Below are 23,464 nucleotides of genomic sequence, written 5' to 3'. Positions count from 1 at the left end.
ATTTCGCATCTACAATCCTTTTTTTCAGCACGATTGGGGGCTTGGCAATGACACGCGTTCTCTATGACCTGGATGTGCTGCGCACCTTTTGCACCGGCGTCGAACTGGGCAGCTTTGCCCGGGCGGCGGACCGGCTGGGCCGCTCCACATCCGCCGTCAGTGCCCAGCTCAAAAAGCTGGAGTCCCAGTGCGGCACGCCCTTGCTGCGCAAGTCTGGGCGGGGGCTGGTGCTGACGGAGGCGGGGGAAACCTTGCGCGGCTACGCGCTGCGCCTGCTGGAACTCAACGACCGCGCTGTGGCGGCCGTGCGCGGCAGCGAGCTTCGCGGCCTGGTGCGCCTGGGCCTGCAGGAAGACCTGGGCGAAAGCGTGCTGCCCCATGTGCTTGGGCAGTTCGCACGGGCCCACCCGCATGTGCGCATCGAGGCCAGCGTGGCCCGCAGCGATGAACTGCGCGAACGCATGGCCCTGGGCCAGTTCGACCTGGCGCTGCTCTGGGATGTGGGCATGAACCATGCCTGCGTGCATGGCGAGCACATCATGCGGCTGCCGCTTCAGTGGATTGGCCCGGCATCGCTGGATGCGGCCGAGGCCGGCTGGGCGCGCGGCCTCAACGGCGGGGCGCAGGGCGATGAGGCGCTGCCCCTGGCCATGCTTGAGGCGCCTTGCTCCCTGCGGGACATCGTGACGGCCGCCCTGGACAAAAAGGGCCTGGCCTGGCGCCACGCCTTCAACAGCGCCAGCCTGACCGCCGTCTGGGCCGCCACGGCGGCCGGCCTGGGCCTGTCCGTGCGCACGCCGTTCGGCCTGCCCGCCCACGTCAGGCCGCTGGATGCACAGGCCCTTGGCCTGCCGGCCCTGCCGTCCATGGACCTGATCCTGGGCCGCGCCGCGCTGGATGCCCCGGAGCCCGTGGAGCGCCTTGCGCGCATCCTGGTCGATGCCGTGCGCGAGCATGTGCGCAGGCAGGAAATCGCAATTTGAATTTATTTCTTCGTGATCAGGCCACTGAAATACTCATTCAGGTCACGAAAATCCTTCACCGTCCAGGCATGGGGCGGTGCTTTCACGCCGTTTTCCCGCAAGGTCCGGGGAATCAAATCTCCATTCGGGCGAAGAATGACGGACGAGACAATCACCCCCGGATAATCATGCAGCCTTTTTCTGAAGGCGGCGGTCGTCAGGTCGGGCGTGGGAGGGTTGCTCTTGTTGGCCAGCGGGCCCGTGCCCCTGGCGTCTGCCCCGTGGCACATGGCGCATCTCGATGAATAGAGCTGCTTCCCATTGCTGTTGTCCGCAAAGCAGGGCGATGACTGAATGGCCAACGATATTCCCAATGACGCGGCGAAGAGTATTTTCATTTGCTCGTGGATTTTTTGTATGAATCTGATCCGCCGCGATCATATTGCCTTCCACGGCCACCCTGGACGCTTGCCTGGCTGCCAGCCACGCGCCCACGAAAAAGCCCTGCAGTGCAGGGCTTGTGAATGAGGCGACAGGGCGCGCCTGGCTTACTTCTTCGCGTATTCGAACTTGGGCAGCGCCTTCAGCGCGTCCTTGGTGGCGCCGGGCAGGGTGATCTTGTTGTTTTCCACGCGGAACTGGTTCACGGGAATGGCCACGTCATGCTTGCCCATGCCCAGGAAGCCGCCTGCGCCGATGATGGCGTACGACACGGCCTTGTCGGGTGCGACGATCACATCGTCGATCTTGCCAACGGCCTTGCCTTCCTCGTTGTAGACGCTCTTGCCCAGCACGGACTTCTTCAGGCTCCAGCCCGTGGCCACGGCCTGGACTTCAGTGGCCGCCACGCCCAGCGTGGTGGTGCCCGCCACGGGCTGGGCCCAGCTGGTGGAGGCTGCGCCTGCGATCAGTGCGGCAGCGATCAAACCCATCTTCAGCGTCTTGTGACCTGTCATAGAGAACTCCTGGAAAACAAAATTTGAAGCCCTCATTAGGAGCGCTGCCCAAGCGCACGGAGATCGGAAAAGCAAGCAAAGGCCTGTCAGCCAATCGAGCGGCGCGGCGAGGAGCCTGCCTACAAGCTCCCGCAACCGTGCGCTGGCGGGGTGCAGGCCCCCAATCAGATGGCGCTCAGATGCTCATACAGAATCACCGAGCCGATGCCGATCAGCAGCACACCGCCAACGGCCTCCGCCCAGCGGCCCGCAATGCTGCCCAGCAGGCGGCCGACCATGACGCCCAGGGTCACCATGGCGAAGGTGGCAAAGCCGATGGCCAGGGCCACGGTGGTGATGCTCACATCCAGGAAGGCCAGGCCCACGCCCACGGCCATGGCATCGATGCTGGTGGCGAATCCTGTGGCCACCAGCAGCCAGAAGCCGTGCCGGGCGGGCTTGGCCTCTTCTTCGCCGTCAGCGGCCTTGAGGGCGCCCAGCAGCATGCGGCCGCCCAGCACCAGCAGCAGCACGAAGGCAATCCAGTGGTCCCATGCCTTGACGTAGTCGGAAGCCGCATAGCCCAGCGCCCAGCCGGCCAGCGGCGTCAGGGCTTCGATGACGCCGAAGATGGCGCCTGTGCGCAGGGCTTCGGACCAGCGGGGTTTGAGCAGGGCGGAGCCCTTGCCCACGGCGGCGGCAAAGGCGTCGGTGGACATGGCAAAGGCCAGGAGCAGGATGGATGCGGCGTTCATCTGGGAGGGGTTCTTCACGGCCGGGCAAGCGCACAACGGCACTTCACCGCTGCCCGACCTTGTGACCTGTGTCGCGGTGAAATGCCGATGGTCTCGCCAACCGAAGAACGGATGCCTGCGCCACAGCATGCAGGATGCCGAGTGTGTTGACGCAGGCGCTTGCAGGTTGCAAGCAGGCTACTCCCCAAGGGATGCGTGATTCTAGGAGCGCAGGGCGTGATCGGGGCCTATGCCCCCATCGGCATGCGGCTCTCTGGAAATGATTCGTATCTTCGTGGCTGCCGCTATTTTCCGTTGGCGTACCGATTGCGCTCTTCAACGAATTTCCTGATTTCCGACGCTTCAATGGGCCTGCTGAAATAGTAGCCCTGTATTTCATCGAAACCCAGGGAAACCAGTAAATCAAAGACTTCGGCGCTGTCAACGCCCTCTGCCACCAGGCGATAGCCAAGATCCGAGGCCATGGTCATGATGGATTTCAATACGGACAGGGCCCGGTCATTGGTATCGATGTCGCAGACCATGGACCGGTCTATCTTCAATATCTCGGCAGGCAGATTCTTGAGCGATGCAAGATTGGAATATGCGGCGCCAAAATCATCCAGTGCAACCTTGATGCCGAGTTTCCTGATCTGTTGAAGCGCCTGAACCGTGCCATGGCCTGTCAGCACATCGCTTTCTGTGCACTCGATCACGATGTTTTTCAGCGGAACGCCGTGCTGGTTGCACATGGCGTTCAGGTAGTCCGGAAAATCGACCTCATCCAGATTGCGCGGGGAGATGTTGATGGAGACCTGAAGATCGAGTTTCTCGGCTTTCCAGGCCGCCACCTGCGCCAGCGCCGTTTTGATCACGAACCGTGTCAGGCTGTGGATCAACGGCGTGGCTTCAACCAGAGGGATGAATTCGCTGGGCGGGATTTCTCCCATTTGTGGATGCTTCCAGCGTATTAGCGCCTCCAACCCCTTGCAGCTGAAACTGTGGTTGTCGAATTTGGGCTGGTACACCAGCCGCAGCTGCCCATTGCCCAGCGCATGTCCGAAGTCCCGCAGGAGCCGATAGGACCTTTGCTGGAGACTGTCCTCATTCTCCTCATAGCGGTGAAACGATCGTGCGTTGTATCCGGCCTGCTGCACGCACACCATCGCCTTGCGGATGACATCGTCCACCTCGTCCTGGTTCAGGTAGAACCGCACCACGCCTGCCCTGGGTTGAAGTTCGAACCGCAGATCGGCGCTGGTGATCGGTTTTTGCAGGTATTCCAGCAATTGGTTGACCAATGCCTCCTCATCTTCTTGCCTGCCGGCGCTGATCACCCAGGCAAACCTGGCCAGGCCCACGTGGTAGACGGTTGCGTGCGGCCCCGTCATGTCCGTGACTGCCTTGGCAATGTCACGCATGAGCTGCTCGACATAGTTCAAGCCCAGCGCATTGCTCATTTCCAGCAGGCTGGCGTGGTTGAGCACCTCCATCAATACCAGACCGCGTGCCGATCCCGGGGCCAGAATGCAAAGGCTCTTCAGGTCCAGCTTGAGTTGCGTGCGATTTGGCAGGCCCGTGACTTCGTTTATTTTTCCAATTCTGTGATGGTAGTGAAGTTGAGCCTGAACGATGGCAGCCATGGCTTGCAGTTGCTGGCCTTGCTCTTCGGAGAATGTCCTGGGCTGGGTATCGATGATGCACAGGCTGCCGATGGCGTGGCCGGATTCCATTATCAAAGGCACGCCTGCATAGAACCTGATATTGGGCTTGTGGGTGACCAGGGGATTTTCTGAAAATCTGCTGTCCAGGTGCGTATCGGGAATCACCATGATTCCTTCGTTTCTGATGGTGTGGTCACAGAAGGCATCCGTGCGCAGGCTGCCATCCATATCCACACCCACCGGTGCCTTGAACCATTGCCTGTGCTCGTCCAGAACCGTGATGATGGCAATCGGAGCCATGAACATGCGGCTGGTGAGCTCGGTGATGCGCTGAAATTCCTTTCTGGCGTTCAGGTCCAGGATTTCAGCGGTCTGCAGTCCGAGCAGTTGCTCTTTCTCGGATTCGGTAGTCCAACGGGTAAGCATCGATTTCCTGCCTCAGTGAACCCATACTATAAAACTGCCGCGCCTTTGGGGGCAAAGGGATTACTGGGCGTCCAGCAGCGGTAAAAGCTCCTGCAGTTTTTCCAGTGCACCTGGACCTTGAAGCTCGGAGATGGTGCCCAGCGGCTCCGTGTCTTCCACAATCACATAGGCCATGGACCACTTGGCAAAACGCCTTTGATCAAGGCGTGCCTGCGGAAACAGGGGCGTGAAGTTGATGTGTCTTTCATCGCGCGAGATGGACTCCACCAGCAGCGCCAGTTGCTCTGGCGGCCCTTCGACATACTGGAAGAAGCGTTCACCGTCGAAAACCAGCATGCCCGTGATCCCGGCCGACCAGTTGAAGGTGCGCGCCGCCTTGATGATCGCCGCGATGCATGTGGTGTCAGCCCCTGGGGCCAGCTGGCTGTGATAAAGGAAACATTCGAGAGAATTTTCTTGCATGCCCTCCGCCTTTCTGAGTTGTTGGGCGGCGATGGTATGCGTTGCGCGAGGGGGGTCACGTAGGTGCGCAACCCGTTGTTGCATATGTAACCATACTGCTTGCACCCTGGGCCTGGGCGGCTGCGGGGCCCAAGGACAACAAGCCCCCACAAACGCTGGCGGGCAGGGCTTGCGGGAGCTTGTGCAAGAGGAGCAGGGTGCTCCAGGCCTGGATTGACGTGGCCGGCCTCACAGGCGCGGCATCGCCCTCATTGCTGCTGCTTTTGCGGCAAGGGCTGGCCTATCTGTCGCTGGTTGGCCTTGGTCTGCTGCTGGGTGTAGTTGCCGTCGCTGATGGGCTGGCCCATCTGCATGGGGACATACGAACGGTGATGGGACCCTGCCATGGGAATGAGCTGCTTCATGGGGAGAACTCCTGATCCGGCGGGTGGCGGCTGGAGGCCGATGTCGCCGGTCTTTAGGGGTTGCGGGACGAATGCAGCAAGTGTGTGGCGCGCCGTGAAATCCGGGTGTAGGAAAGATCGGAAGCCGTGTAGTCATGCCTGCGCAAATGCAAGAAAGCGCTGACCTGCACGAAGGGGCAGGGCACCCCTTGGCACAGATCAGCGCTGTACAGGCCGCGCCTTGTCCGTCAGAACTTCAGGCTGTCGCTGCCTTCGGCGCGCAGCGTCCTGGCGTCGAAGTCCACCGAGAAATGGTCGCTGGGCTTGCCCGAGCCCAGGCCCTTGAGGATGGAGAACACCTGCTTGAAGCTGTACTGGAAGGGCTGGCCCACGGGCGTGCTGTCGGCCAGCTTGTCGCCCGTTTTCTGGGGCGCCGAGGTCAGGGCAGGGAAGGCGCTCATCAGCAGGCGGTACTGCTCCACGCGCTGCTTGCCCATGTCGTTCAGCGACAGGCCGCCCGCGTAGACGGTGCGGTGGAAGTCGCCGTAGAAGGTATAGGCCGACACCTTGGCCAGCGCGTTGAAGTCCACGCCCGCGGCCTGGGCCTTGGCGCGGGCGGCGTTCTCGGCCACGCTCCAGTCGGCGGCCCACTGCGCGGCATTGCCGGCCACGGGGCTGCCTTGCAGGCAGCCGGCGCTGGGCTTGAAGGGCACGGCAACGCCTTGCGCGGCCAGGCCGGCGAGCTGGGCATAGGTGACCTTGGTGTCCAGCTGGGCCATGGTCAGCATTTGCTGCAGGTTGAGCTGGCTGACCAGGTCCTTCATGTCGCAGGCCCAGTACTCGTCCAGGAAGCGCAGGCGCGACAGCTCGCCGAAGTAGCGGCTGGTGAAGTCGCCATAGCTGGTGCTGGACAGAATGGCCTTGTCCCAGCGGCGCTTGGCGTCCTCGGGCTTGCTGCTGCCTTCCACGTACTTCCATTCCATCTCGTACAGCGGAAAGAGCTCGTTGAAGCGCGGCACGTTGTTCAGCGCCACGGTCTGCACGTCCACCTTGCGCGGCGTGTCGAAGCGCACGATCTTGTAGGCCGCGCCGTAGACGGCCAGCGACGGCGACTGCACGTTCACCAGGTACTTGCCGCTCTTGCTCAGGTAGTCGTTGGTGCCGTTGAAGTGCATGTGGCCGCCGATGTGCAGCGGCAGGCCCGTGGCGGCCACCGCCTCGGCCGTGGCCTGCTCGGGCACGCGCGCCGTCTGGAAGGCGCCGGGCTTGAAGGCGGCCTTGATGGCATCGGTCTGGTTGGCGTAGAAGTCCATGGTCGGGTAGTGCGAGAAGGCCACCAGCTGCTTGCCCTGGGCCTTGGCGCGCGCGCTCACCGATTCGATCCACGCCATCACGCTCTTCTTGTGCGTGGTCATCTTGTTCCAGCCTGCATTGCCGGCGCCGGTGAAGCCCTTGGGCGAGTTGGGCTTGGCGGGGTCCAGCTTGTCCGGCACGAAGACGTTGGCGTCCACCGACAGCAGCCACAGGCCCTTGACGGGCTCGACCAGGTAGCTCACATCGGCAATGCTGGTGCAATTGGTGTAGCCGGCCTGCTTGAACCTGCCGCCTTCGCCTTCCTTGCAGATCTCGTAGCTGCGCTGGCCCAGCTGGGCCTGTCTGGCCGCCTCGGCATAGCTGTACTTGTCCTGCGCGTAGGTGCTGTAGGGGGTCTCCCAGTACACGTCCTTCTCATTGGGCATCAGGCCGTAGGGGGCCAGGTCGCGCAGCAGCGAGGCATAGCCTTGCTCCATCAACTGGTCGGTACAGACCACGTTGGCTTCGGCGTTCAGGCAGCCCTGGTAGTTCTTGGCGTAGACCTTGACCGTGCTGCCGTTGGCGGCCATGAAGTCGTCCTTGCCCTTTTCGTCATCGTCGTAGGGGGCGACAGGGTCATGGTTGCCGGGCGCGATGAAAAAGCGCATGCCCTTTTTCTCGTACTCGGCCAGCACGGCGCGAAAGCCGTTCACGTTCAGCGGCTGGCCGTCGTCGGAGAAGTCGCCGGGAAAGGCCACCAGCTTCACGCCCTTGGCCAGCGAATCGTCCAGCGCGGCGCGGAAGGCGAAGTAGTTCTCGTTGAACAGCCGCGTGGAAGTCAGCTGCGCATACATGGTGCGGATGGTGGCGAACATGCCATTGGCCGTGGGCACGCCCTTGAAGCTGCTGTTCTTGAGGTCGCCGTACACGTCCTGGAAGTGCACATCGGCCATGAAGGCCACGGCCTGGCTGTTCGTTCCCCCATCTGCCCTATCGCCATCGCTGCCACCACAACCCGCCAGGGCCAGCGCTGCGGCACCGGCCACCATTCCCAATTTCCAGACTTGCATTCTTCGTGTTGCGCGGGGCGCTCTGATTGACAAAGTCCGGCATTGTCTGCAGCCCATGTTTCATGGGTGTGACAGGGCAACCCAGCCAGGCGTGGTAGACGGCGTCCGGCTTTTGCAGGGGGACGGCGCAGCGGGCACGCCGATTGCTACGTATCCATGGCCTGCAACCACAGGCGGAGAGTGCCCATGAATTCCATGAATCACCCCTTGCTGAGGCTGGCCGATTCAACCCCCGCCCTCAGGCCCGGCAAATACACGGACCACCGCAGGTCGGCCGTCTTGCCGCAGCTGCGCAGAATCGGCGTGTTCCGCGCGCGCCGCTTTGGGGATCTGCTGTGCGCCACGCCCGTTCTGCGTGCATTGGCTGCGGCCTGGCCCAAGGCACGCATCACCCTGGTGGGGCTGCCCGAGGCCGAAGGCCTGGCGCAAAGGCTGTCTTCGGTCGATGACTTCGAGCTGTTTCCCGGCTGGCCCGGTCTGCCCGGCGTGCCCTCGGCCAAGGCCGATGAATACAGCTTCTTCCAGCGCCGCATGCGTTCGCGCCGCTTTGACCTGGTGGTGCAGCTGCACGACTCGGGCCGCAACACCAATACCCTGGTCGCCGACTTTGGCGCGCGCCGCAACGCGGGCTTTGCGGACCCCGATGACTGGGTGCCCGAGGCGGATGCGCTGCGCTTTGTGCCCTGGCCCGGGCAGGGCAGCGAAGTGCTGGGCCTGCTGGCCCTGACCGACTACATGGGCTTGCCGCGCCGCGGTCTCAAGCTGGACCTGCCGCTGAATGCCGATGACCGCGCCCGCGTCCGCCCGCTGCTGCCCGCAAGCCGCCGCTACGCCATCGTGCACCCGGGCGCGCGGCTGGCTGTGCGCCGCTGGTCCGCCAGCGGCTTCGCGGCCGTGGCCGACCGGCTGGCACAGGCGGGGCTGGAAGTGGTGCTCACCGGCAGCGAGGACGAGCGCGCCCTGGTGGCATCGGTGGCCGCGCAAATGCGCCACCCCGCGCTGGACCTGAGCGGCCGCACCGACATCTGGATGCTGGGCGCGGCGCTGGCATCGGCCAGCGTGGCCGTGTGCAACAACACCACCGTCTCCATGATGGCTGCTGCCCTGGGCACGCGCAGCGTGGTCGCCTCGCAAGCCGGCGAAGTGGACCGGGGTCCGCCGCTGGACCCGCAGCGCCACCGGGTCTTCACCCCCGGCAACGATGCGCATGCCGCCGAACTGCTGGCGCAAGCAGCGCTGGCGCTGGCGGATGAAGAGCTGGCGTGAGGCATGCCCAGGGCCAGGGCACCCTCGGCGCCCCCGGCGCCCCCGGCGCCTTCAGTGCGGCCGCCCGGGCGCAAGCGGGACCAGTTCCATCCGGTCCCGTCCCTTGCGCTTGGAGGTGTAGAGAGCTTCGTCGGCCTGCTTGAGCCAGTGGGACAGCTCCACCCCGGGCTGGTCGAACAAGGTGGCACCGATGCTCAGCGACACCGGTTCCGGCGTCTCGAACATGGTGCGCGCCTGCTGCGCGAAGGCCTCGCGCAAGTCCTGGCCCAGCGCCTGCGCTGCCGCGTGGTCGACGCTGCGCAGCACGATCACGAACTCGTCCCCGCCCAGCCGTGCGGCCAGTGCGCCGCGCGGCAGCGCGCTGCGGATGAGGTCGCTCAGCGTCAGCAGCAGGCGGTCGCCGGCATCGTGGCCGTGCAGGTCGTTGACCTGCTTGAAGTGGTCGATATCGATCAGCAGCAGGGCGCAGGGGCTGGCCGGTGAGGCCTGCTCCAGCAGCTGGGGTGCGCGCAGATAGAGCGCGCGGCGGTTGTCCAGGGCGGTGAGCGGGTCGCGGGCGGCGATCTGCGCGATGCGTTCCTCGCGGCGATGGCGCTCCGTGCCGGTCATGGACATGGCGAGCAGCATGATCGCCATCACGCCTTCCACTAGCGAGACCAGGATCACCGTGCCGTGGAAATTGGCCAGGTTGATGAAGGTGTCCAGCGCCACGGCCGAGGCGGCCTTGGCGAAATAGAACAGGCCGTGGGCCAGCAGAACGAAGCGCAGCTGCGCCGCGCCCACGCCCAGCGTGCCGCCGTGCGGGCGCAGCAGCAGGCCGGCGCGCAGGCTGATGACGGCGATCAGCAGCGACTGGATGCCCAGCATTGCCCTGGACCACCACGGTCCGCTGGGCATGAACAGCATTGCCAGCCAGACGACGGCCACCAGCCACCACAGGCGCGGCAGCCGGGTGTGCGTGAACGCGGCAACGCCGGCCAGGAACAGCCAGTGTGCGCAGATCAGCAAGCCGTTGGGAAACCAGATGCCCAGCAGCACATGGCCGCTGGAGCGCAGCAGGGCCAGCACACAGCCCACGGCGATGATGGCAAACCCCCCGCTCCACAGCAGCAGCGAGCGTTCGCGCACGCTGCCCCATTCCGCAGCCAGATACAGCGCCGAGGCGGCGGCCATGGCCGTGGTGAGAACGAGCAGGGTGAAGGGATCGAGAACCATGGACGATGAAGATATCGGCGCAGGCAGGCCCCGTGCAATAGCTGCCAGGCAAGGCGCAATGCGGCGCAGGTCGGGGCCGTCGCATTGAAATGGAGCGGAGCGCGCGGGCCGAATTGTCGCAGGATGCGGGCCTTCAGGCCCTTGCTGCGCGGCAGTCCGTTGGGTGGAAGTCACGGATCGGGCGGCCCGTGAACGGGAGCCCGTTGCCTGATTTTCGGCCTGATTTCCGTGATGCAGCCGCCGTGGCGCTGGTCAGCGCGGATGCGGCTGGAGTCTTGAGCAGCCCGCCACAGCGGAGCACCGAGGGTGCGGTGACCGGGAAGCCGGCTGTCAGATGGCCGCTGCGTGCAGGCGGGTATTGAAAAGCGGCCCTTGCGTGAAGGCGGCCAGACGCTTGGCCAGCCACAGCACGGCCAGGTCCACCAGCGGCTCCACCAGCACCACGCACATGTAGGCGGCACCAAAGCTTGCGACCTCGGTCATGGTGGCCAGGCTGGCGCCATGGCCATAGATGGCCCAGAAGGCGACCCACAGCACGATGCCGCCCTGGTAGGTGGTGGACAGGGCCAGGGCCTGCCGGTAGCTGATGTCCACATAGGCCGTGCCGGCTGGAATCAGCCGGCGCGCCAGCTGGCTCACCGCATACAGCGGCACCAGCAAGGTGGTGACGTTCATGCCGTACTGCGGCAGGTCGAAGGGTGCAAAGAACAGGCCCTGGACCAGCAGGCCGCACGCCAGGCCAATGGCCGCAGCACCCGCGCCGAACATCAGCAGCAAGGTCGAGCCCAGAATCAGATGGACCTCGGATACGCCGACCGGCTCATGCGGAAACACCTCGAAGAAGCTGAACACCAGCGCGGTGGTGATCACACTGCGCACCAGCAGCGCGAGCGCGCCGCCGTTGTCGCGCAGGCTTTGCCGTGCCAGGGCGGCGGTCAGGCCGAAGGCCGCTGCGGCAGTGACGTAACTGAGGGCGATTTTCTCGGGGCTGACGACGCCGGGTTCGATGTGCATGGGAGGTCCTGAACAGGCAAGGTCCGTTGGAGAGCCGGCGGGCACCGACTGCGCAACGGCAAAGGCACCGAGCATAGCCGGGGACGGTGTGCTGCGCCATGTTCATTTCACGCTGTAGTCACGCTGCCGCACTTCGGATAGCCATCGGCTTCACGCCGGGCTCTCGGCCGCTTTTTCGCATGGCCAGGAATCGCTGTGCTGTTCCGCGCAGATCTCCCGTACGCACCCGCGCAGCCACCGGTGCGCCGGATCGGCATGCAGCCTCGGGTGCCACAGGAGTGAAACCGTGATCTCCGGCACAGGGACCGGAAGGGGGAAGCTGTGCATTCCGGCACGCAGGTTCCCCGTGTGCCGTTCGGGAACACTGGCGATCAGGTCGGAGGCCCGGGCCAAGGCCAGCGCCGCTGAAAAGCCGCCAACGATCGCAACGATCTGCCGTTGCAGGTCGAGAGAACTCAAGGCTTCATCGATGGGGCCCTTGTCCTGCCCTCGCCGGGACACCAGGATATGCCTGCCGGCTGCATAGCGCGCGGGCGTGATCTCGCCCTGGCTCAGCGGGTGCCCCATTCGCACGACGCCAATGAAACGGTCTCGGAACAACGCCTGCGCACGCACCTCCGGACCTATCGTGCTCCCGACAACGCCGGTCTCCAGATCGACCGTGCCGTCGCGAAGCGGGCCGCTCCCTTTGTTTGACTTCTGCACAAAGCAAAGGCGAACTCCAGGCGCTTGCTCGCCGACGCGGGCAATCAGGTCCGGTCCGAAATTCTCCACAAAGCCTTCGCTGGTCCGCAGTGTGAACGTTCGGACCAGCTGCTGGAGGTTGGGCTGCTCGGCAGGGCGCAGAACCGCTTCCGTGTCCTGCACGAGCTGGCTGACCCGCTCGCGGAGTTCGAGCGCCCGAGGTGTGGGAACGAGGCCGCGCCCGGCCCGGACCAGCAGCGGATCGCCCGTCGTCTCCCGCAAACGCGCCAACGCCCGGCTCATCGCTGACGGGCTCAGCCGCAACCGTTGGGCGGCGCGCGCCACGTTGCCTTCCGCAAGCAGCACATCCAGGGTGACAAGCAGGTTGAGATCGGGTCTTGACATGGATCGACCGTAGCACGGCGTGTGGTGACATGGCGCCAGACGCACGAATAAAGTGAAAGTGGTGCGCCTTCCGCCATGCCGGGCAGGGAACTACGCTTCCGATAGCTCAATTTCGGGAGTCGCCAACGATGAAAATCACACCAGAATCAGCCACGACAGCAAGAGATGGGATGGCCGCTGACCGTGCAGAGCAGACGCCGTCGATTCGGTGGGTGCTTGCCAGCCTTTCGCTATCGATGTTGCTGTCATCGCTGGGCACCAGCATCGCCAATGTGGGGTTGCCTACCTTGGCTCAGGCGTTCGGCGCCTCTTTCCAGCAGGTCCAGTGGGTCGTCCTTGCCTATCTGCTGGCCATCACTGCCCTGATCGTCAGCGTCGGACGGCTCGGCGACGTCATGGGCCGCCGACGGCTGCTGCTGGTCGGTATCTTCCTGTTCACGCTGGCCTCGGTCCTTTGCGGCCTGGCGCCCACGCTCCGGCTGCTGATTGCCGCCCGGGCGGTGCAGGGTCTTGGCGCGGCCATCATGATGGCCCTCACCATGGCGTTTGTCGCTGGGACGGTGCCGAAGGAAAGGACCGGCAGCGCCATGGGACTGCTCGGAACGATGTCCGCAATGGGCACCGCTCTCGGTCCATCGCTGGGCGGCGTTCTGATCGCCGGACTCGGTTGGCAGGCGATCTTTCTCGTCAACGTACCGCTGGGTATCGTGGCATGGGTTCTCGCGCACCGTTACCTGCCCGCCGATTGCCGGGGGGAGAAGACGGGGCGGGCCCGCTTCGACAATCTGGGCACCTTGCTGCTGGCTGTGACGCTTGTGGCGTACGCACTGGCCATGACGCTGGGGCGCGGAAGTTTCGGTCCGCTCAACGGGGCTCTTGTGTTGGCCACTGCCTTGGGTGCCGTGCTCTTCGTGCTTGCCGAGGCGAAAGCCGCATCGCCCTTGATTCGATTGGCGATGTTCCGTGATCCAGGCTTCAGCGCAAGCCTTGCCATGAACGGGCTCGTCTCGACGGTGATGATGTCGACGCTGGTGGTGGGGCCGTTCTACCTCGCCCGTGCGCTCGGGCTCAACGAAGCCATTGTTGGCATCGTGATGGCGGTGGGCCCGTTGATCGCCATATTGAGCGGTGTCCCCTCTGGCCGTGCCGTCGATCGTTGGGGCGCGCCATCCATGGCCATCGTCGGGCTCATCGCCATGGCGGCGGGGGCATTTGCACTGTCCGTGCTTGCGTCGATGTTCGGCGTGGCGGGATACGTTGCGGCCATCGTCGTCCTGACCCCTGGATATCAGCTCTTCCAGGCGGCCAACAACACCGCCGTCATGGCGAATGTCCATCCAGACCAGCGCGGAGTCATCTCGGGCATGCTCAGCCTGTCGCGCAACCTCGGGCTCATCACCGGGGCATCCATGATGGGGACGGTTTTCGCGCTCGCTTCAAAGACGCCCGACATCGCAACGGCGCATCCCGAGGCCGTTGCCAACGCGATGCGGATCACGTTCGCAGTCTCGGCCGTTCTGATCGTCGTTGCCCTGGCCATGGCAATGGCAGTTGCAAGCCGTGCTCGCGCGACAAGCCGTTCGTGACAAGGCTCAGTGCACCGGCCGGCTCAGCCGCCTGCTCGCCCTCGATATCGCGTAGTTCACCAGGCAGTACAGCACCGCCACCACCAGGTACACGGGCACCAGCGCGTGGTAGTTGGCGATGAGCACCTTGGCGTTCTGCATGAGCTCGCCATAGGTGACGATGTAGCCGAAGGTGGTGTCCTTGACCACGATGACCAGCTGCGCGACCAGGGCCGGGACGATGTAGCGCAGGGCCTGCGGGAAGACGACGAACCGGAAGACCTGGACCTCGGTCAGCCCCAGGCTTCGCGCGGCATCGGTCTGGCCGCGAGGGACGGCCAGCACGCCTGCGCGGTAGACCTCGGCCACCACGGCGGCGGTGCTCAGGCCTATGGGCAGGGTCAGCATCCAGTACGTGCCGAGCTTGATGCCGGCTGCGGGAAGCACCAGAAAGCACACGTAGATGAGCAGCAGCGTGGGCGTGCCGCGCAGGAATTCGATGACGGCGATGCTGGGCCAGCGCACGATGCGGGGCCGCGCCAGGCGCCCCGCCAGCAGCACCAGCCCAAGGCTCAGCGCAATGACGGCGGCCATGGCCGAGGACGCCAGCGTGCCGAGCAGGCCCTTGGCCAGAAAGGCCCAGGTGGTGGGCCAGGCGAAGAATTCCCAGAACCGGGCCTCGAGCTGGCCTGCGGAATGAAAACGCCACACGACGCCCGCAGCCAGCGCAATCAGCCCGGCCGCGGCGATCAGGCTGACCACCTGCGTGATCTTCCTGGCCTGCGGGCTGGGCGCGCCAAACAGAATGTCTTCCAGAGAACGGCTCATCGCAGTATCCGCAGCTTCTTTTCCAGGATGGCGCCCACCCAGGCAATGAGCAATCCGGTGGCCACGTACAGGGCGGCGGCCACCGCGAACGCGGCCATGCCGGCGGCGGAGTCGTTGGCGATCTTGGACACGAGCGCCGTGAGCTCCCGGCCCGCCAGCGGCACCTGGGACGCCAGCGAGGTGGACAGCATCAGCGCAATGAGCAGCGACGTCATCGGCTGCACCACCGAGCGCAGCGCCTGCGGCAGCACCACGGCCGAGATGATCTGCATGGGCCGCATGCCCAGGCTGAGCGCGGCCTCGATCTGGCTGCCGGCAATGGTGTTGATGCCCGCGCGCAGATAGTCCGCCGTGAACGCGGAGCAGACCAGGGTCAGGGCCAGGATCACGCTGGGTTCATAGTCGATCACGACATTGAGATCGGGCAGCGCGAACACGATGAAGATCAGCAGCGCCACGCTGGGAATGTTGCGGAAGATCTCGACGTAGGCGGTCAGCACGAAGCGCAGCGGCGGCAGCGGAAGAAGCCTGAGCACCGTCACGACCACGCCCAGCAGGAAGCCGGGCAGGAACGAGAAGGCGGAGAGCTTCCAGGTCAGCAAGAGGGCCTGCCAGAAGGCAGGCCCGTGGTCGGCGAGGAGCCGGGAGATGTCACCCATCGTTCAGGGCAGGGCGGGCGGCGTGGGAACGGCCGTGCTGCCGGTGCGCTGTCCGATGGAGACGGTCCACAGCTTGGCCCAGGTGCCATCGGCTTCGATTTTCTTCAGGAAGGCGTTGATGAAGGCCACGCCGTCCGAGCCCTTGGGCAGGCCGATGCCGTAGGAATCCTGGGCGCCAAAGGGCGCGCCTGCCAGCCGCGCGTCGCCAGTGCCCAGGCTCAGGGTGTTGAGCAGCAGCGTGTAGTCGGTCACATAGGCATCCACACGGCCCTGGCGCAGGGAGTCCAGCGCTTCCTGGTGGGTCTGGAACTCCTGCACGACCGCCTTGGGCGCGTGCTGCGCCAGGATGGCGGGGCCCGTGGAGCCGGCCTGCGTGGCCACCTTCTTGCCTGCCAGGTCGCTGTACGACTGCACGGTCTTGTTGCTTGCCTTGACCAGCACCCCGGCCTGCGAGGTGTAGTAGGGGCCGGCAAACGAGATCTTCTCGGCGCGTGCGGGGGTGATGGAGTAGGTGGCGATCACCATGTCCGCCTGGTTGTTGATGAGCACCTGCTCGCGCGTGGACGAGGTCACCTGTGCGAACTGGTACTTGGACGCATCGCCCAGGATGTAGCGCGTGAGCAGCTGGGCCAGGCCTGCGTCGAAGCCGCGGATCTTGCCGTCCTTCTCGTTGAGCAGGGAGAACAGATTCGAGGTCTGGGTGCTGCCCAGGCGCAGCGTGCCGGTCTGCTTGATCTTGCTGGCCCAGGTGCTCGATGCAATAGTCGCGGCGTCGGCGACGGGGCCTTGCGCCACCAGGGCGTCAAACGCCGCTGTGTTCAGGGGCGCGCCCTGCGCAAAAAGCGATCCACTGCCCACGATCGCCAGCGTCACCACGGTGGATTTCAGAATGGATTTGATGGGCATGTGGTCTTCCTGCTTGGTCTGTGATGTAAATCTAGGGATGGCTGCCAGGGGCAAGGGCCGATTATGGCGACTCGCGGCCCTTGCTGCCGCACAAGGGCTCAGTCCCTGGTCATGCGCCGGTCATGCGCCGGTCACGTCCCGGCCATGCGCCGACCGGGTGCGATGGTGGGGGCTGCGGCATTGAGCGTCTCGATCGCATAGCCGGCCGCTGCCTTGTAGCGGGCCATGAAGCCCTCGCGCTCCTCGCGCGGCAGCACCTCGTCGATATGGTCGAAGACGCCGCCGCAGCGCTCGTCCACCAGCCCCAGCAGGCCGAAGGGGCCGGCCCCGCGGTTGCGCAGCACCAGGGCCGAGATGTCCTTGCACAGCCTGTCGTCATAGGCGCGCAGCGCCTGCGGGCCCACGCCGTGGTCCAGCAGCTGCGCGCCCAGCACGCGCGCGTCCACGATGGCCTGGCTGGCGCCGTTGGAGCCCACCGGGTACATCACATGCGCCGCGTCGCCCAGCAAGGCCACGCGGCCGTCCACCCAGGTGGGCACGGGGTCGCGGTCGATCATGGGGTACTCGAAGACATCCGTGGCGCCGCGCAGCATGGCCGGCACGTCCAGCCAGCCGTAGTCCCAGCCCTCGAAGTGGTGGATGAATTCCTCCAGCGCCACGCGCCGGTTCCAGTCGCCTTGCTGCCAGCCGCCGTCGTTGTCCACCGTGATCTCGGCGATCCAGTTGATGGTGGCCAGGCCCGTGACGGGGTCCGGCGGCGTGATGGGGTACAGCACCACGCGATGGCGCAGCGAGCCCACACCCACGAAGGACGCACCGGTGCGCACAGGCACCCCGGGCGTGGTGCCGCGCCACATGATGGCGCCGCCCCACTGGATGGGCGGCTGAGCGGGGTGCATCTGCGCGCGCACGGCCGAGTGCAGGCCATCGGCCGCCACCAGCAGCGAGCCCTGCACCTCCAGCCGCTGGCCATCGCGGGTGTCGATGAGGGCGGTCACGCCCTCGGCATCCTGCCGGTAGCCCACCACGCGCCGGCCCAGCTGCACGGCGTCGTCGCCCAGGCGCTCCCGCACGGCGTTGAACAGCATCATCTGCAACTGCCCGCGGTGCACCCCGTACTGCGGCCAGTGGTAGCCCGCCTGCAGCCCGCGCGGCTCGGCATATACCTCGTTGCCGTTGCGGCCCACCAGCGCCCATTCCCGCGCCTGCAGGCCGATGGTGTCCAGCACATCGTTGCCGAAGCCCAGGTCATGCAGTTCCCGCACCGCGTTCGGCTGCAGGTTGATGCCCACGCCCAGCGGCTGCAGCTGCGCCACCGACTCGAACACGATGCAGGGCACGCCGATCTGGTGCAGCGTGAGGGCAGTGGCCATGCCACCGATGCCGCCGCCGGCAATGAGCACGGGGCGGGATGGATTGTTGTGTGAAGCAGCAGCAGACATGCCGGGATTGTCCATGCAATGGCTGCGGGCGGATGTCCCATCTGCGGCGCGTGCATGGCGCAAAAAATGTATGATGGCCATCATGCGAAACACAAATTCCAGCGCCCGGGCTTCCGCCAAGGAGGCCACGCATGAGCGCATCGTCTCCGTGGCGGCGCGTGCCATCCGCCGCAGCGGCTATGGCGGCACCGGGGTGGCGGACATCATGAAGGAGGCAGGCCTGACGCACGGCGCCTTCTACGCCCATTTCGCCTCGCGCGACGCCATGCTGGCCGAAGCGGCGGGCAAGGCCTGCGCCGAGTCCTGCGCCGCCGTCGCCGACGTGGTGGCCAAGGCGCCGCCCGGCATGGTGCTGCAGGCCATGCTGGCCGCCTATCTTTCCAAGGAACATGTCCAGCGCGCCGAGGTGGGCTGCCCCCTGGCGGCCCTGGGCTCCGAGACCTCGCGCCAGGCGCCGGAGGTGCGCCGCGTGGCCACGGGCCACATCAAGGAAATGGTCGATCTCATCGCCCGCCAATCGCCGGACTGGGGACAGCCCGGCGCCCATGAGCGCGCGCTCGTCACCTTGTCCACCATGGTCGGCAGCCTGCTGCTGGCTCGGGCAGTGGACGATCCGGCCCTGTCCGACAGCCTGCGCGAAGCAGCACTCAAGCACCTGACGCCGGCCAGCCAGTGATGGCGCATGCCCTGTGCATGTGCCTGGATTTTTTTCGTCGTTACATATGATGATCATCATATAAAGGAAGACCATGAAGGCATTTGTTCTGGAAAGCCATGGAGCGAACCGCGCCTTGCAGCTGGCAGACGTACCCGAGCCGCAGCTGCGTGACGACGAAGTCCTGGTCCAGGTCCATGCCGCAGGCGTGAACCAGCTGGACTCCAAGATCATGGACGGGCAATTCAAGCTCATCCTGCCCTATCGCCTGCCCCTGATCCTGGGCCACGACGTGGCCGGTGTGGTGGTCAAGGCCGGCCCGAGCGTGCGGCAGTTCAAGCCCGGCGATGAGGTCTATGCACGCACGGACGATTTCCGGATCGGTACGTTCGCGGAGTTCGTGCCGGTCAAGGAGTCGTCACTGGCGCCAAAACCCAAGGGGCTCACGATGGAAGAGGCGGCCTCCATCCCCCTGGTGGGCCTGACGGCCTGGCAGGCCCTGGTGGAGACAGCGAAGCTGTCGAAGGGGCAAAGGGTCTTCATCCAGGCCGGCTCCGGCGGCGTGGGCACGTTCGCCATCCAGCTGGCCAGGCACCTGGGTGCCACCGTTGCCACCACCACGAGCGCGGCCAACTTCGAACTGGTCAGGAGCCTGGGAGCGGATGTCGTCATCGACTACCGCACGCAGGACTTCGAGGACGTCCTGCACGACTACGACGTGGTGCTCAACAGCCAGGACGGCAAGACGCTTGGCAAATCCCTGCGCGTGCTCAAGGGCGGCGCCAAGCTGGTCTCCATCTCCGGCCCACCCGATCCCGCATTTGGCAGAAACATCGCGGCGCCCGCATTCGTGCGGCTGGTGATGCGGCTGCTCAGCTCCGGTGTCAGGCGCCGGGCGCGAGGCCGTGGCATTGACTACTCATTTCTCTTCATGCGGGCCAACGGCGGCCAGCTGCGCGAGATCACCCGCCTCATCGAAGCGGGCGCCATCCGCCCGGTCGTGGACAAGGTCTTCGCATTCGAGTCCACCAACGAGGCCCTTGCCTATTCCGAAGCCGGCCATGCCAAGGGCAAGGTCGTCATCAAGATCCGTTGAATCTGTTTTCCCCCACCCCTGGAGTGCTCCATGAAAATTGAAAACGCTGTTGTTCTCGTCACCGGCGCCAATCGCGGCATCGGCCTGGCTTTCGCACGCGAGCTGCTTGCCCGTGGCGCCCGCAAGGTCTACGCCGGCGCGCGCGACCCCGCCACGGTCACCCAGCCCGGCGTGCATGCCCTGCAGCTGGACGTGAACCGCCCGCAGGACGTGGCCGCCGCCGCTGCGCAGGCGTCGGACGTCACGCTGGTGATCAACAACGCCGGCATCGCCCAGCCCGGCGGCTTCATGGCGCCCGACAGCGAAGAGGTCGCCAGGCGCATCTTCGAGACCAACTTCTTCGCCGTGCTGCGCATGAGCCAGGCCTTCGCGCCGGTTCTCAAGGCCAACGGCGGCGGGGCCTTGCTCAATGTGCTGTCGGTGGCCTCCTGGGTGAATGGCGGCGAGCTGGCTGCCTACTCGGCCAGCAAGTCGGCCGCCTGGTCGCTCACCAACGCCCTGCGCAGCGAGCTTGCAGGGCAGAAGACACAGGTGCTGGGCCTGCACATGGCCTATGTCGACACGGACCTCACGCGCGGGCTTGACGCGCCGAAGTCCAGCCCCGAGGACATCGTCAGCCGCGCGCTGGATGGACTGGAGGCCGGGCTCGATGAAGTGCTGGCCGACGAGCTCACCCAGCAGGTCAAGCGCGGCATGACGGCGGCCCGGCCAAGCTATCTGCCGCAGGGCGCCTGAGATCGGACCGTGCCAGCCATGGGTGCCCATCCGCATGGATCGGCGTGGGCTGGCACAATCGGTCAGCGCCGGTTTGGCCTATATTTCCATATTTGTTGAAATATCGTATGATTTGCCCATGGATGAATCTGAAGTCGTCGAATCCCTGGCCGCGCTTGCCCACCCCTTGCGCCTGCGCATCTTCCGCGCGCTCGTCGTGGCCGGGCCCGAGGGGCTGACGCCGGGCGTCATGGCAGAAAGCCTGGGCGCCGCCAACACCACGCTGTCTTTCCATCTCAAGGAACTGACCCGCTCGGGCCTGGTGACGCAGGAGCGGGCCAGCCGCAACCTGGTGTACCGCGCCGCCTATGAGCGCATGAACGGCCTGCTCGGCTTCCTGACGCAGAACTGCTGTGCAGGTGCGGCATGCGAGGTGGCCGACATGTCCTGCAAGTCCTGCTGACGCTGCTCCCCCGGTTTCCCCGCCCCGAACACTTCCTGCCATGACTTCCGACAAACCCCTGAACGTCCTGTTTCTGTGCACGCACAACTCTGCCCGGAGCATCCTGGCGGAAGGCCTTCTGAATCACCTCGGCGGCGGGCGCTTCAAGGCCTACTCCGCAGGCAGCAGCCCCCGCGACAACCAGCAGCCCCATCCGCTGGCGATTGCGGCGCTGGAGCAGGCGGGCGTCTGCACCGAAGGCCTGCGCAGCAAAAGCTGGGACGAGTTCGGCGCGCCTGATGCGCCCCCTATGGACCTGGTCATCACCGTCTGCGACAGCGCCGCTGGCGAGGCATGCCCCTATTGGCCGGGCCAGCCCGCCACCGCGCACTGGGGCTACGCGGACCCGTCGCAGGCCGAAGGAAGCGACCAAGGCCGGCAGGCCGCATTCCTCCAGACCCTGCTGGCCATGCGGCAGCGCCTGGAGCGGCTCGTCAACCTGCCGCCATCGTCCCTGGCCAGGCACGCGCTGCAGCAGTCTGCCCGCGACCTGGCCCGTGACTGAAGCCTGCCACTGACACCCGCCACCGAAACCGCTGCGGCCCCCGCTGCCGCCTGCACATCCTCGAAGAAAACAGCACATGCTTGCGGCCCTCCTGATCTTTGCAGCCACCCTTGTTCTGGTCATCTGGCAGCCCGCAGGCCTGGGCATCGGCTGGAGCGCGTCGCTCGGCGCCATCGTGGCACTGGCCCTGGGGGTGGTGCACTGGGCCGATGTCGCCGTCGTCTGGGGCATCGTCTGGAACGCAACCGCCACCTTCGTGGCGGTCATCATCATCAGCCTGCTGCTGGACGAGGCCGGGTTCTTCGAATGGGCTGCACTGCACGTGGCCCGCTGGGGGCGCGCAAGCGGCAGGCGCCTGTTTGCCTTCATCGTGCTGCTGGGCGCCGTGGTGTCTGCGGTCTTCGCCAACGATGGCGCCGCGCTCATCCTGACGCCCATCGTGATGGCCATGCTGGTGGCCCTGGGCTTTTCTGCCGCAAGCACCTTGGCCTTCGTCATGGCGGCAGGGTTCATCGCGGACACGGCCAGCCTGCCGCTGGTGGTGTCCAACCTGGTCAACATCGTCTCGGCGGACTTCTTCGGCATCGGCTTCAACGACTACGCGTCGGTCATGGTGCCGGTGAACCTGGTTGCCGTGGCCGCCAGCCTGGGCGTGCTGTTCCTGTTCTTCCGCAAGGATCTGCCCCGCACCTACGCCTTGGAGCGCCTGCAGCCGCCATCGGCCGCCATCCGGGACCTGGCCACCTTCCGCGCAGGCTGGGCCGTGCTGGCGCTGTTGATGCTGGGCTTCTTCGGGCTGGAGCCGCTGGGCGTTCCCGTCAGCGCGGTGGCCGCAGCCTGTGCGCTGCTCTTGCTGGCCGTCGCCGCCCATGGCCGGGTCATCAGCGCAGGACGGGTCCTGAAGGGCGCGCCATGGCAGATCGTCGTGTTCTCACTGGGCATGTACCTGGTGGTCTATGGCTTGCGCAACGCTGGGCTGACCGGCGCCCTGGCCAGGGTGCTGGAAGTCTTTGCAGGCGGCGGCGTGTGGGGCGCCGCAATAGGCACCGGCTTTCTGTCGGCGGGCCTGTCTTCCGTGATGAACAACATGCCCACGGTGCTGGTGGGCGCCCTGTCCATCGAGCACTCCGGGGCCACGGGGCTGGTGAAGGAAGCCATGGTCTATGCCAATGTGATCGGCTGTGACCTCGGCCCCAAGATCACGCCCATCGGCAGCCTGGCCACCTTGCTCTGGCTCCATGTGCTGGCCCGCAAGGGCATGACGATTGCCTGGGGCTACTACCTGCGCGTCGGCATCGTCCTGACCCTTCCGGTCCTTGCCATCACGCTGGTCGCGCTTGCCTTGCGGCTGAGTGTGGGCTGAGCGTGGTCTGGGCGTGGTCTGAACGCCGGCCGGCCGGCGTGCTGGCGCATCAGCTGCTGCCGTCCTGCGCAGGCATCGGCACATTGGCGCGGCGTTCAAACAGGTGGGCCATGGCCTTTGCCGCCGCCTCGGCCGCTTCGGCGCGGCGCATCTCGGCCGCGTCTTCGAACCCGCAGCCCATGGCCTGGGCCTCGGTGCCCGCGTAGTCGGCCAGCGTCTCCGCGCTGTCGCGGATGCTTTGCAGTGCGCGGGCCACCACGTCCATGTGGCGATGGCCCTTGGGCGTCTCCAGCCATGCCAGGGCCAACTGGGCGATGGCGGAGATTTCTGCACAGCCTTGCTGCACGAGATGGTCCACCTGGGTGAGGGCGTTGGACAGCTGCCGGGTGCTGTGGCTGTCCGTGGCGGATTTGGGCTGGGCGGGGTTCATGCCTGGGCCCTCCGTGTGGAAAGGGCGGCGCCAAAAGAGGGCGCGCAGGCAAGAGCGAGAGAAACGGCGTTCATGGTTCCGTACTCCTATGCGAGATTTGAAACCACCAGCCCCGTGTTTTGAAGCACGGAAAAGGTGGACGGGATGTTCAAAACACGCGCATAGACGTGCGGGCAGCCTTGCGGACAGCCCCATCCCGCCCGTAACCGTGTGGACGAGCGGGCGGGCCCACTTGCCAGGTGTTCAGACGTGACGAGGCCTTCTTTCGGGAAGGCTCAACCGCTAT

Annotated in this window: 24 protein-coding genes and 1 riboswitch; of the genes, 9 read left to right on the top strand and 15 right to left on the bottom strand. The window is 65.5% G+C overall.

Annotation, left to right across the window (positions count from 1 at the left end):
• The first annotated feature begins 47 nt into the window (after positions 1-47).
• The gene (locus tag INR38_RS20950; RefSeq protein ID WP_207442960.1) at positions 48-983 is read left to right on the top strand and encodes a LysR substrate-binding domain-containing protein; all 936 of its coding nucleotides are present in this window, start codon (positions 48-50) and stop codon (positions 981-983) included.
• A 2-nt stretch (positions 984-985) separates the two neighbouring features.
• Here the strand turns inward: INR38_RS20950 and INR38_RS20945 are convergent, their stop codons facing one another.
• The 7 genes from INR38_RS20945 to INR38_RS20915 all read right to left on the bottom strand — a co-directional run bounded on the left by INR38_RS20945 (position 986) and on the right by INR38_RS20915 (position 7,929).
• Positions 986-1,360, bottom strand: coding sequence for a cytochrome c (locus INR38_RS20945; protein WP_207442961.1), 375 nt, complete (start codon positions 1,358-1,360; stop codon positions 986-988).
• 150 nt (positions 1,361-1,510) lie between these two features.
• Positions 1,511-1,918, bottom strand: coding sequence for a PRC-barrel domain-containing protein (locus INR38_RS20940; protein ID WP_034395775.1), 408 nt, complete (start codon positions 1,916-1,918; stop codon positions 1,511-1,513).
• 164 nt (positions 1,919-2,082) lie between these two features.
• Positions 2,083-2,652, bottom strand: a complete 570-nt coding sequence (gene mntP / locus INR38_RS20935; RefSeq protein WP_043824905.1) for a manganese efflux pump MntP — start codon at positions 2,650-2,652, stop codon at positions 2,083-2,085.
• A 14-nt stretch (positions 2,653-2,666) separates the two neighbouring features.
• Positions 2,667-2,850, bottom strand: a riboswitch (yybP-ykoY riboswitch).
• 86 nt (positions 2,851-2,936) lie between these two features.
• Positions 2,937-4,721: a sensor domain-containing phosphodiesterase gene (locus INR38_RS20930; RefSeq protein ID WP_063325636.1), complete on the bottom strand. Its 1,785-nt coding sequence runs from the start codon at positions 4,719-4,721 to the stop codon at positions 2,937-2,939.
• A gap of 60 nt (positions 4,722-4,781) precedes the next feature.
• Positions 4,782-5,183 (bottom strand): BLUF domain-containing protein, encoded by a 402-nt coding sequence (locus tag INR38_RS20925; protein WP_034395786.1) that lies wholly within the window; start codon positions 5,181-5,183, stop codon positions 4,782-4,784.
• Between the two features lie 248 nt (positions 5,184-5,431).
• Positions 5,432-5,587: a hypothetical protein gene (locus INR38_RS20920; RefSeq protein WP_012206197.1), complete on the bottom strand. Its 156-nt coding sequence runs from the start codon at positions 5,585-5,587 to the stop codon at positions 5,432-5,434.
• Positions 5,588-5,814: 227 nt separating this feature from the next.
• A complete protein-coding gene (locus INR38_RS20915) occupies positions 5,815-7,929 on the bottom strand; it encodes a metallophosphoesterase (protein WP_065346221.1) in 2,115 nt (704 codons plus the stop codon).
• A gap of 186 nt (positions 7,930-8,115) precedes the next feature.
• Here INR38_RS20915 and INR38_RS20910 point away from each other — a divergent pair, with 186 nt between their 5' ends.
• Positions 8,116-9,195, top strand: coding sequence for a glycosyltransferase family 9 protein (locus INR38_RS20910; protein WP_207442962.1), 1,080 nt, complete (start codon positions 8,116-8,118; stop codon positions 9,193-9,195).
• 51 nt (positions 9,196-9,246) lie between these two features.
• Here the strand turns inward: INR38_RS20910 and INR38_RS20905 are convergent, their stop codons facing one another.
• The 3 genes from INR38_RS20905 to INR38_RS20895 form a co-directional block, all read right to left on the bottom strand.
• Positions 9,247-10,410, bottom strand: coding sequence for a GGDEF domain-containing protein (locus tag INR38_RS20905; RefSeq protein WP_096916662.1), 1,164 nt, complete (start codon positions 10,408-10,410; stop codon positions 9,247-9,249).
• Between the two features lie 330 nt (positions 10,411-10,740).
• Entirely contained in the window at positions 10,741-11,424 is a 684-nt protein-coding gene (locus INR38_RS20900) for an energy-coupling factor ABC transporter permease (RefSeq protein WP_034395797.1), read from the bottom strand.
• A gap of 150 nt (positions 11,425-11,574) precedes the next feature.
• Complete coding sequence (locus tag INR38_RS20895) at positions 11,575-12,513, bottom strand: LysR family transcriptional regulator (protein WP_013801874.1); 939 nt, start codon at positions 12,511-12,513, stop codon at positions 11,575-11,577.
• 128 nt (positions 12,514-12,641) lie between these two features.
• Between INR38_RS20895 and INR38_RS20890 the strand changes: the two genes are divergently transcribed.
• Positions 12,642-14,099 carry an MFS transporter gene (locus INR38_RS20890; protein WP_242699141.1) on the top strand — a complete coding sequence of 486 codons (1,458 nt, stop codon included), beginning with the start codon at positions 12,642-12,644 and terminating at the stop codon, positions 14,097-14,099.
• A 6-nt stretch (positions 14,100-14,105) separates the two neighbouring features.
• On the opposite strand, the gene INR38_RS20885 is transcribed toward INR38_RS20890, so the two are convergent.
• From INR38_RS20885 to INR38_RS20870, 4 genes are all read right to left on the bottom strand, one after another.
• Positions 14,106-14,906 (bottom strand): amino acid ABC transporter permease, encoded by an 801-nt coding sequence (locus tag INR38_RS20885; protein ID WP_013801876.1) that lies wholly within the window; start codon positions 14,904-14,906, stop codon positions 14,106-14,108.
• Positions 14,903-15,565 (bottom strand): ABC transporter permease subunit, encoded by a 663-nt coding sequence (locus INR38_RS20880; protein ID WP_207442963.1) that lies wholly within the window; start codon positions 15,563-15,565, stop codon positions 14,903-14,905. Before INR38_RS20880 ends, INR38_RS20885 begins: the two co-directional genes overlap by 4 nt.
• A 3-nt stretch (positions 15,566-15,568) precedes the next feature.
• On the bottom strand, positions 15,569-16,471 hold the full coding sequence (locus tag INR38_RS20875) for a glutamate ABC transporter substrate-binding protein (protein ID WP_013801878.1): 903 nt from the start codon (positions 16,469-16,471) through the stop codon (positions 15,569-15,571).
• Between the two features lie 131 nt (positions 16,472-16,602).
• A complete protein-coding gene (locus tag INR38_RS20870; RefSeq protein WP_207442964.1) occupies positions 16,603-17,913 on the bottom strand; it encodes a flavin-dependent oxidoreductase in 1,311 nt (436 codons plus the stop codon).
• 70 nt (positions 17,914-17,983) lie between these two features.
• On the opposite strand from INR38_RS20870, the gene INR38_RS20865 reads away from it, so the two are divergent.
• The 6 genes from INR38_RS20865 (at position 17,984) to INR38_RS20840 (ending at position 22,748) form a co-directional block, all read left to right on the top strand.
• Positions 17,984-18,589: a TetR/AcrR family transcriptional regulator gene (locus INR38_RS20865; protein WP_207442965.1), complete on the top strand. Its 606-nt coding sequence runs from the start codon at positions 17,984-17,986 to the stop codon at positions 18,587-18,589.
• A 73-nt stretch (positions 18,590-18,662) separates the two neighbouring features.
• Entirely contained in the window at positions 18,663-19,664 is a 1,002-nt protein-coding gene (locus tag INR38_RS20860) for an NADP-dependent oxidoreductase (RefSeq protein WP_207442966.1), read from the top strand.
• Positions 19,665-19,694: 30 nt separating this feature from the next.
• Positions 19,695-20,399 carry an SDR family oxidoreductase gene (locus INR38_RS20855; protein WP_046989091.1) on the top strand — a complete coding sequence of 235 codons (705 nt, stop codon included), beginning with the start codon at positions 19,695-19,697 and terminating at the stop codon, positions 20,397-20,399.
• Between the two features lie 118 nt (positions 20,400-20,517).
• Positions 20,518-20,841: a metalloregulator ArsR/SmtB family transcription factor gene (locus INR38_RS20850; RefSeq protein ID WP_012206185.1), complete on the top strand. Its 324-nt coding sequence runs from the start codon at positions 20,518-20,520 to the stop codon at positions 20,839-20,841.
• Between the two features lie 40 nt (positions 20,842-20,881).
• Entirely contained in the window at positions 20,882-21,385 is a 504-nt protein-coding gene (locus INR38_RS20845; protein WP_207442967.1) for an arsenate reductase ArsC, read from the top strand.
• Between the two features lie 76 nt (positions 21,386-21,461).
• On the top strand, positions 21,462-22,748 hold the full coding sequence (locus INR38_RS20840; RefSeq protein WP_207442968.1) for an arsenic transporter: 1,287 nt from the start codon (positions 21,462-21,464) through the stop codon (positions 22,746-22,748).
• 49 nt (positions 22,749-22,797) lie between these two features.
• Here the strand turns inward: INR38_RS20840 and INR38_RS20835 are convergent, their stop codons facing one another.
• Entirely contained in the window at positions 22,798-23,178 is a 381-nt protein-coding gene (locus INR38_RS20835) for a hypothetical protein (protein WP_207442969.1), read from the bottom strand.
• Between the last annotated feature and the right edge of the window lie 286 nt (positions 23,179-23,464).

The organism is Delftia sp. SD018 (assembly GCF_017355445.1).
GTDB classification, from domain to species: Bacteria; Pseudomonadota; Gammaproteobacteria; order Burkholderiales; family Burkholderiaceae_C; genus Comamonas; species Comamonas acidovorans.
The sequence above is the reverse complement of the archived record's forward strand: the minus strand, read 5'-3'. Positions and strand labels throughout refer to the sequence as shown.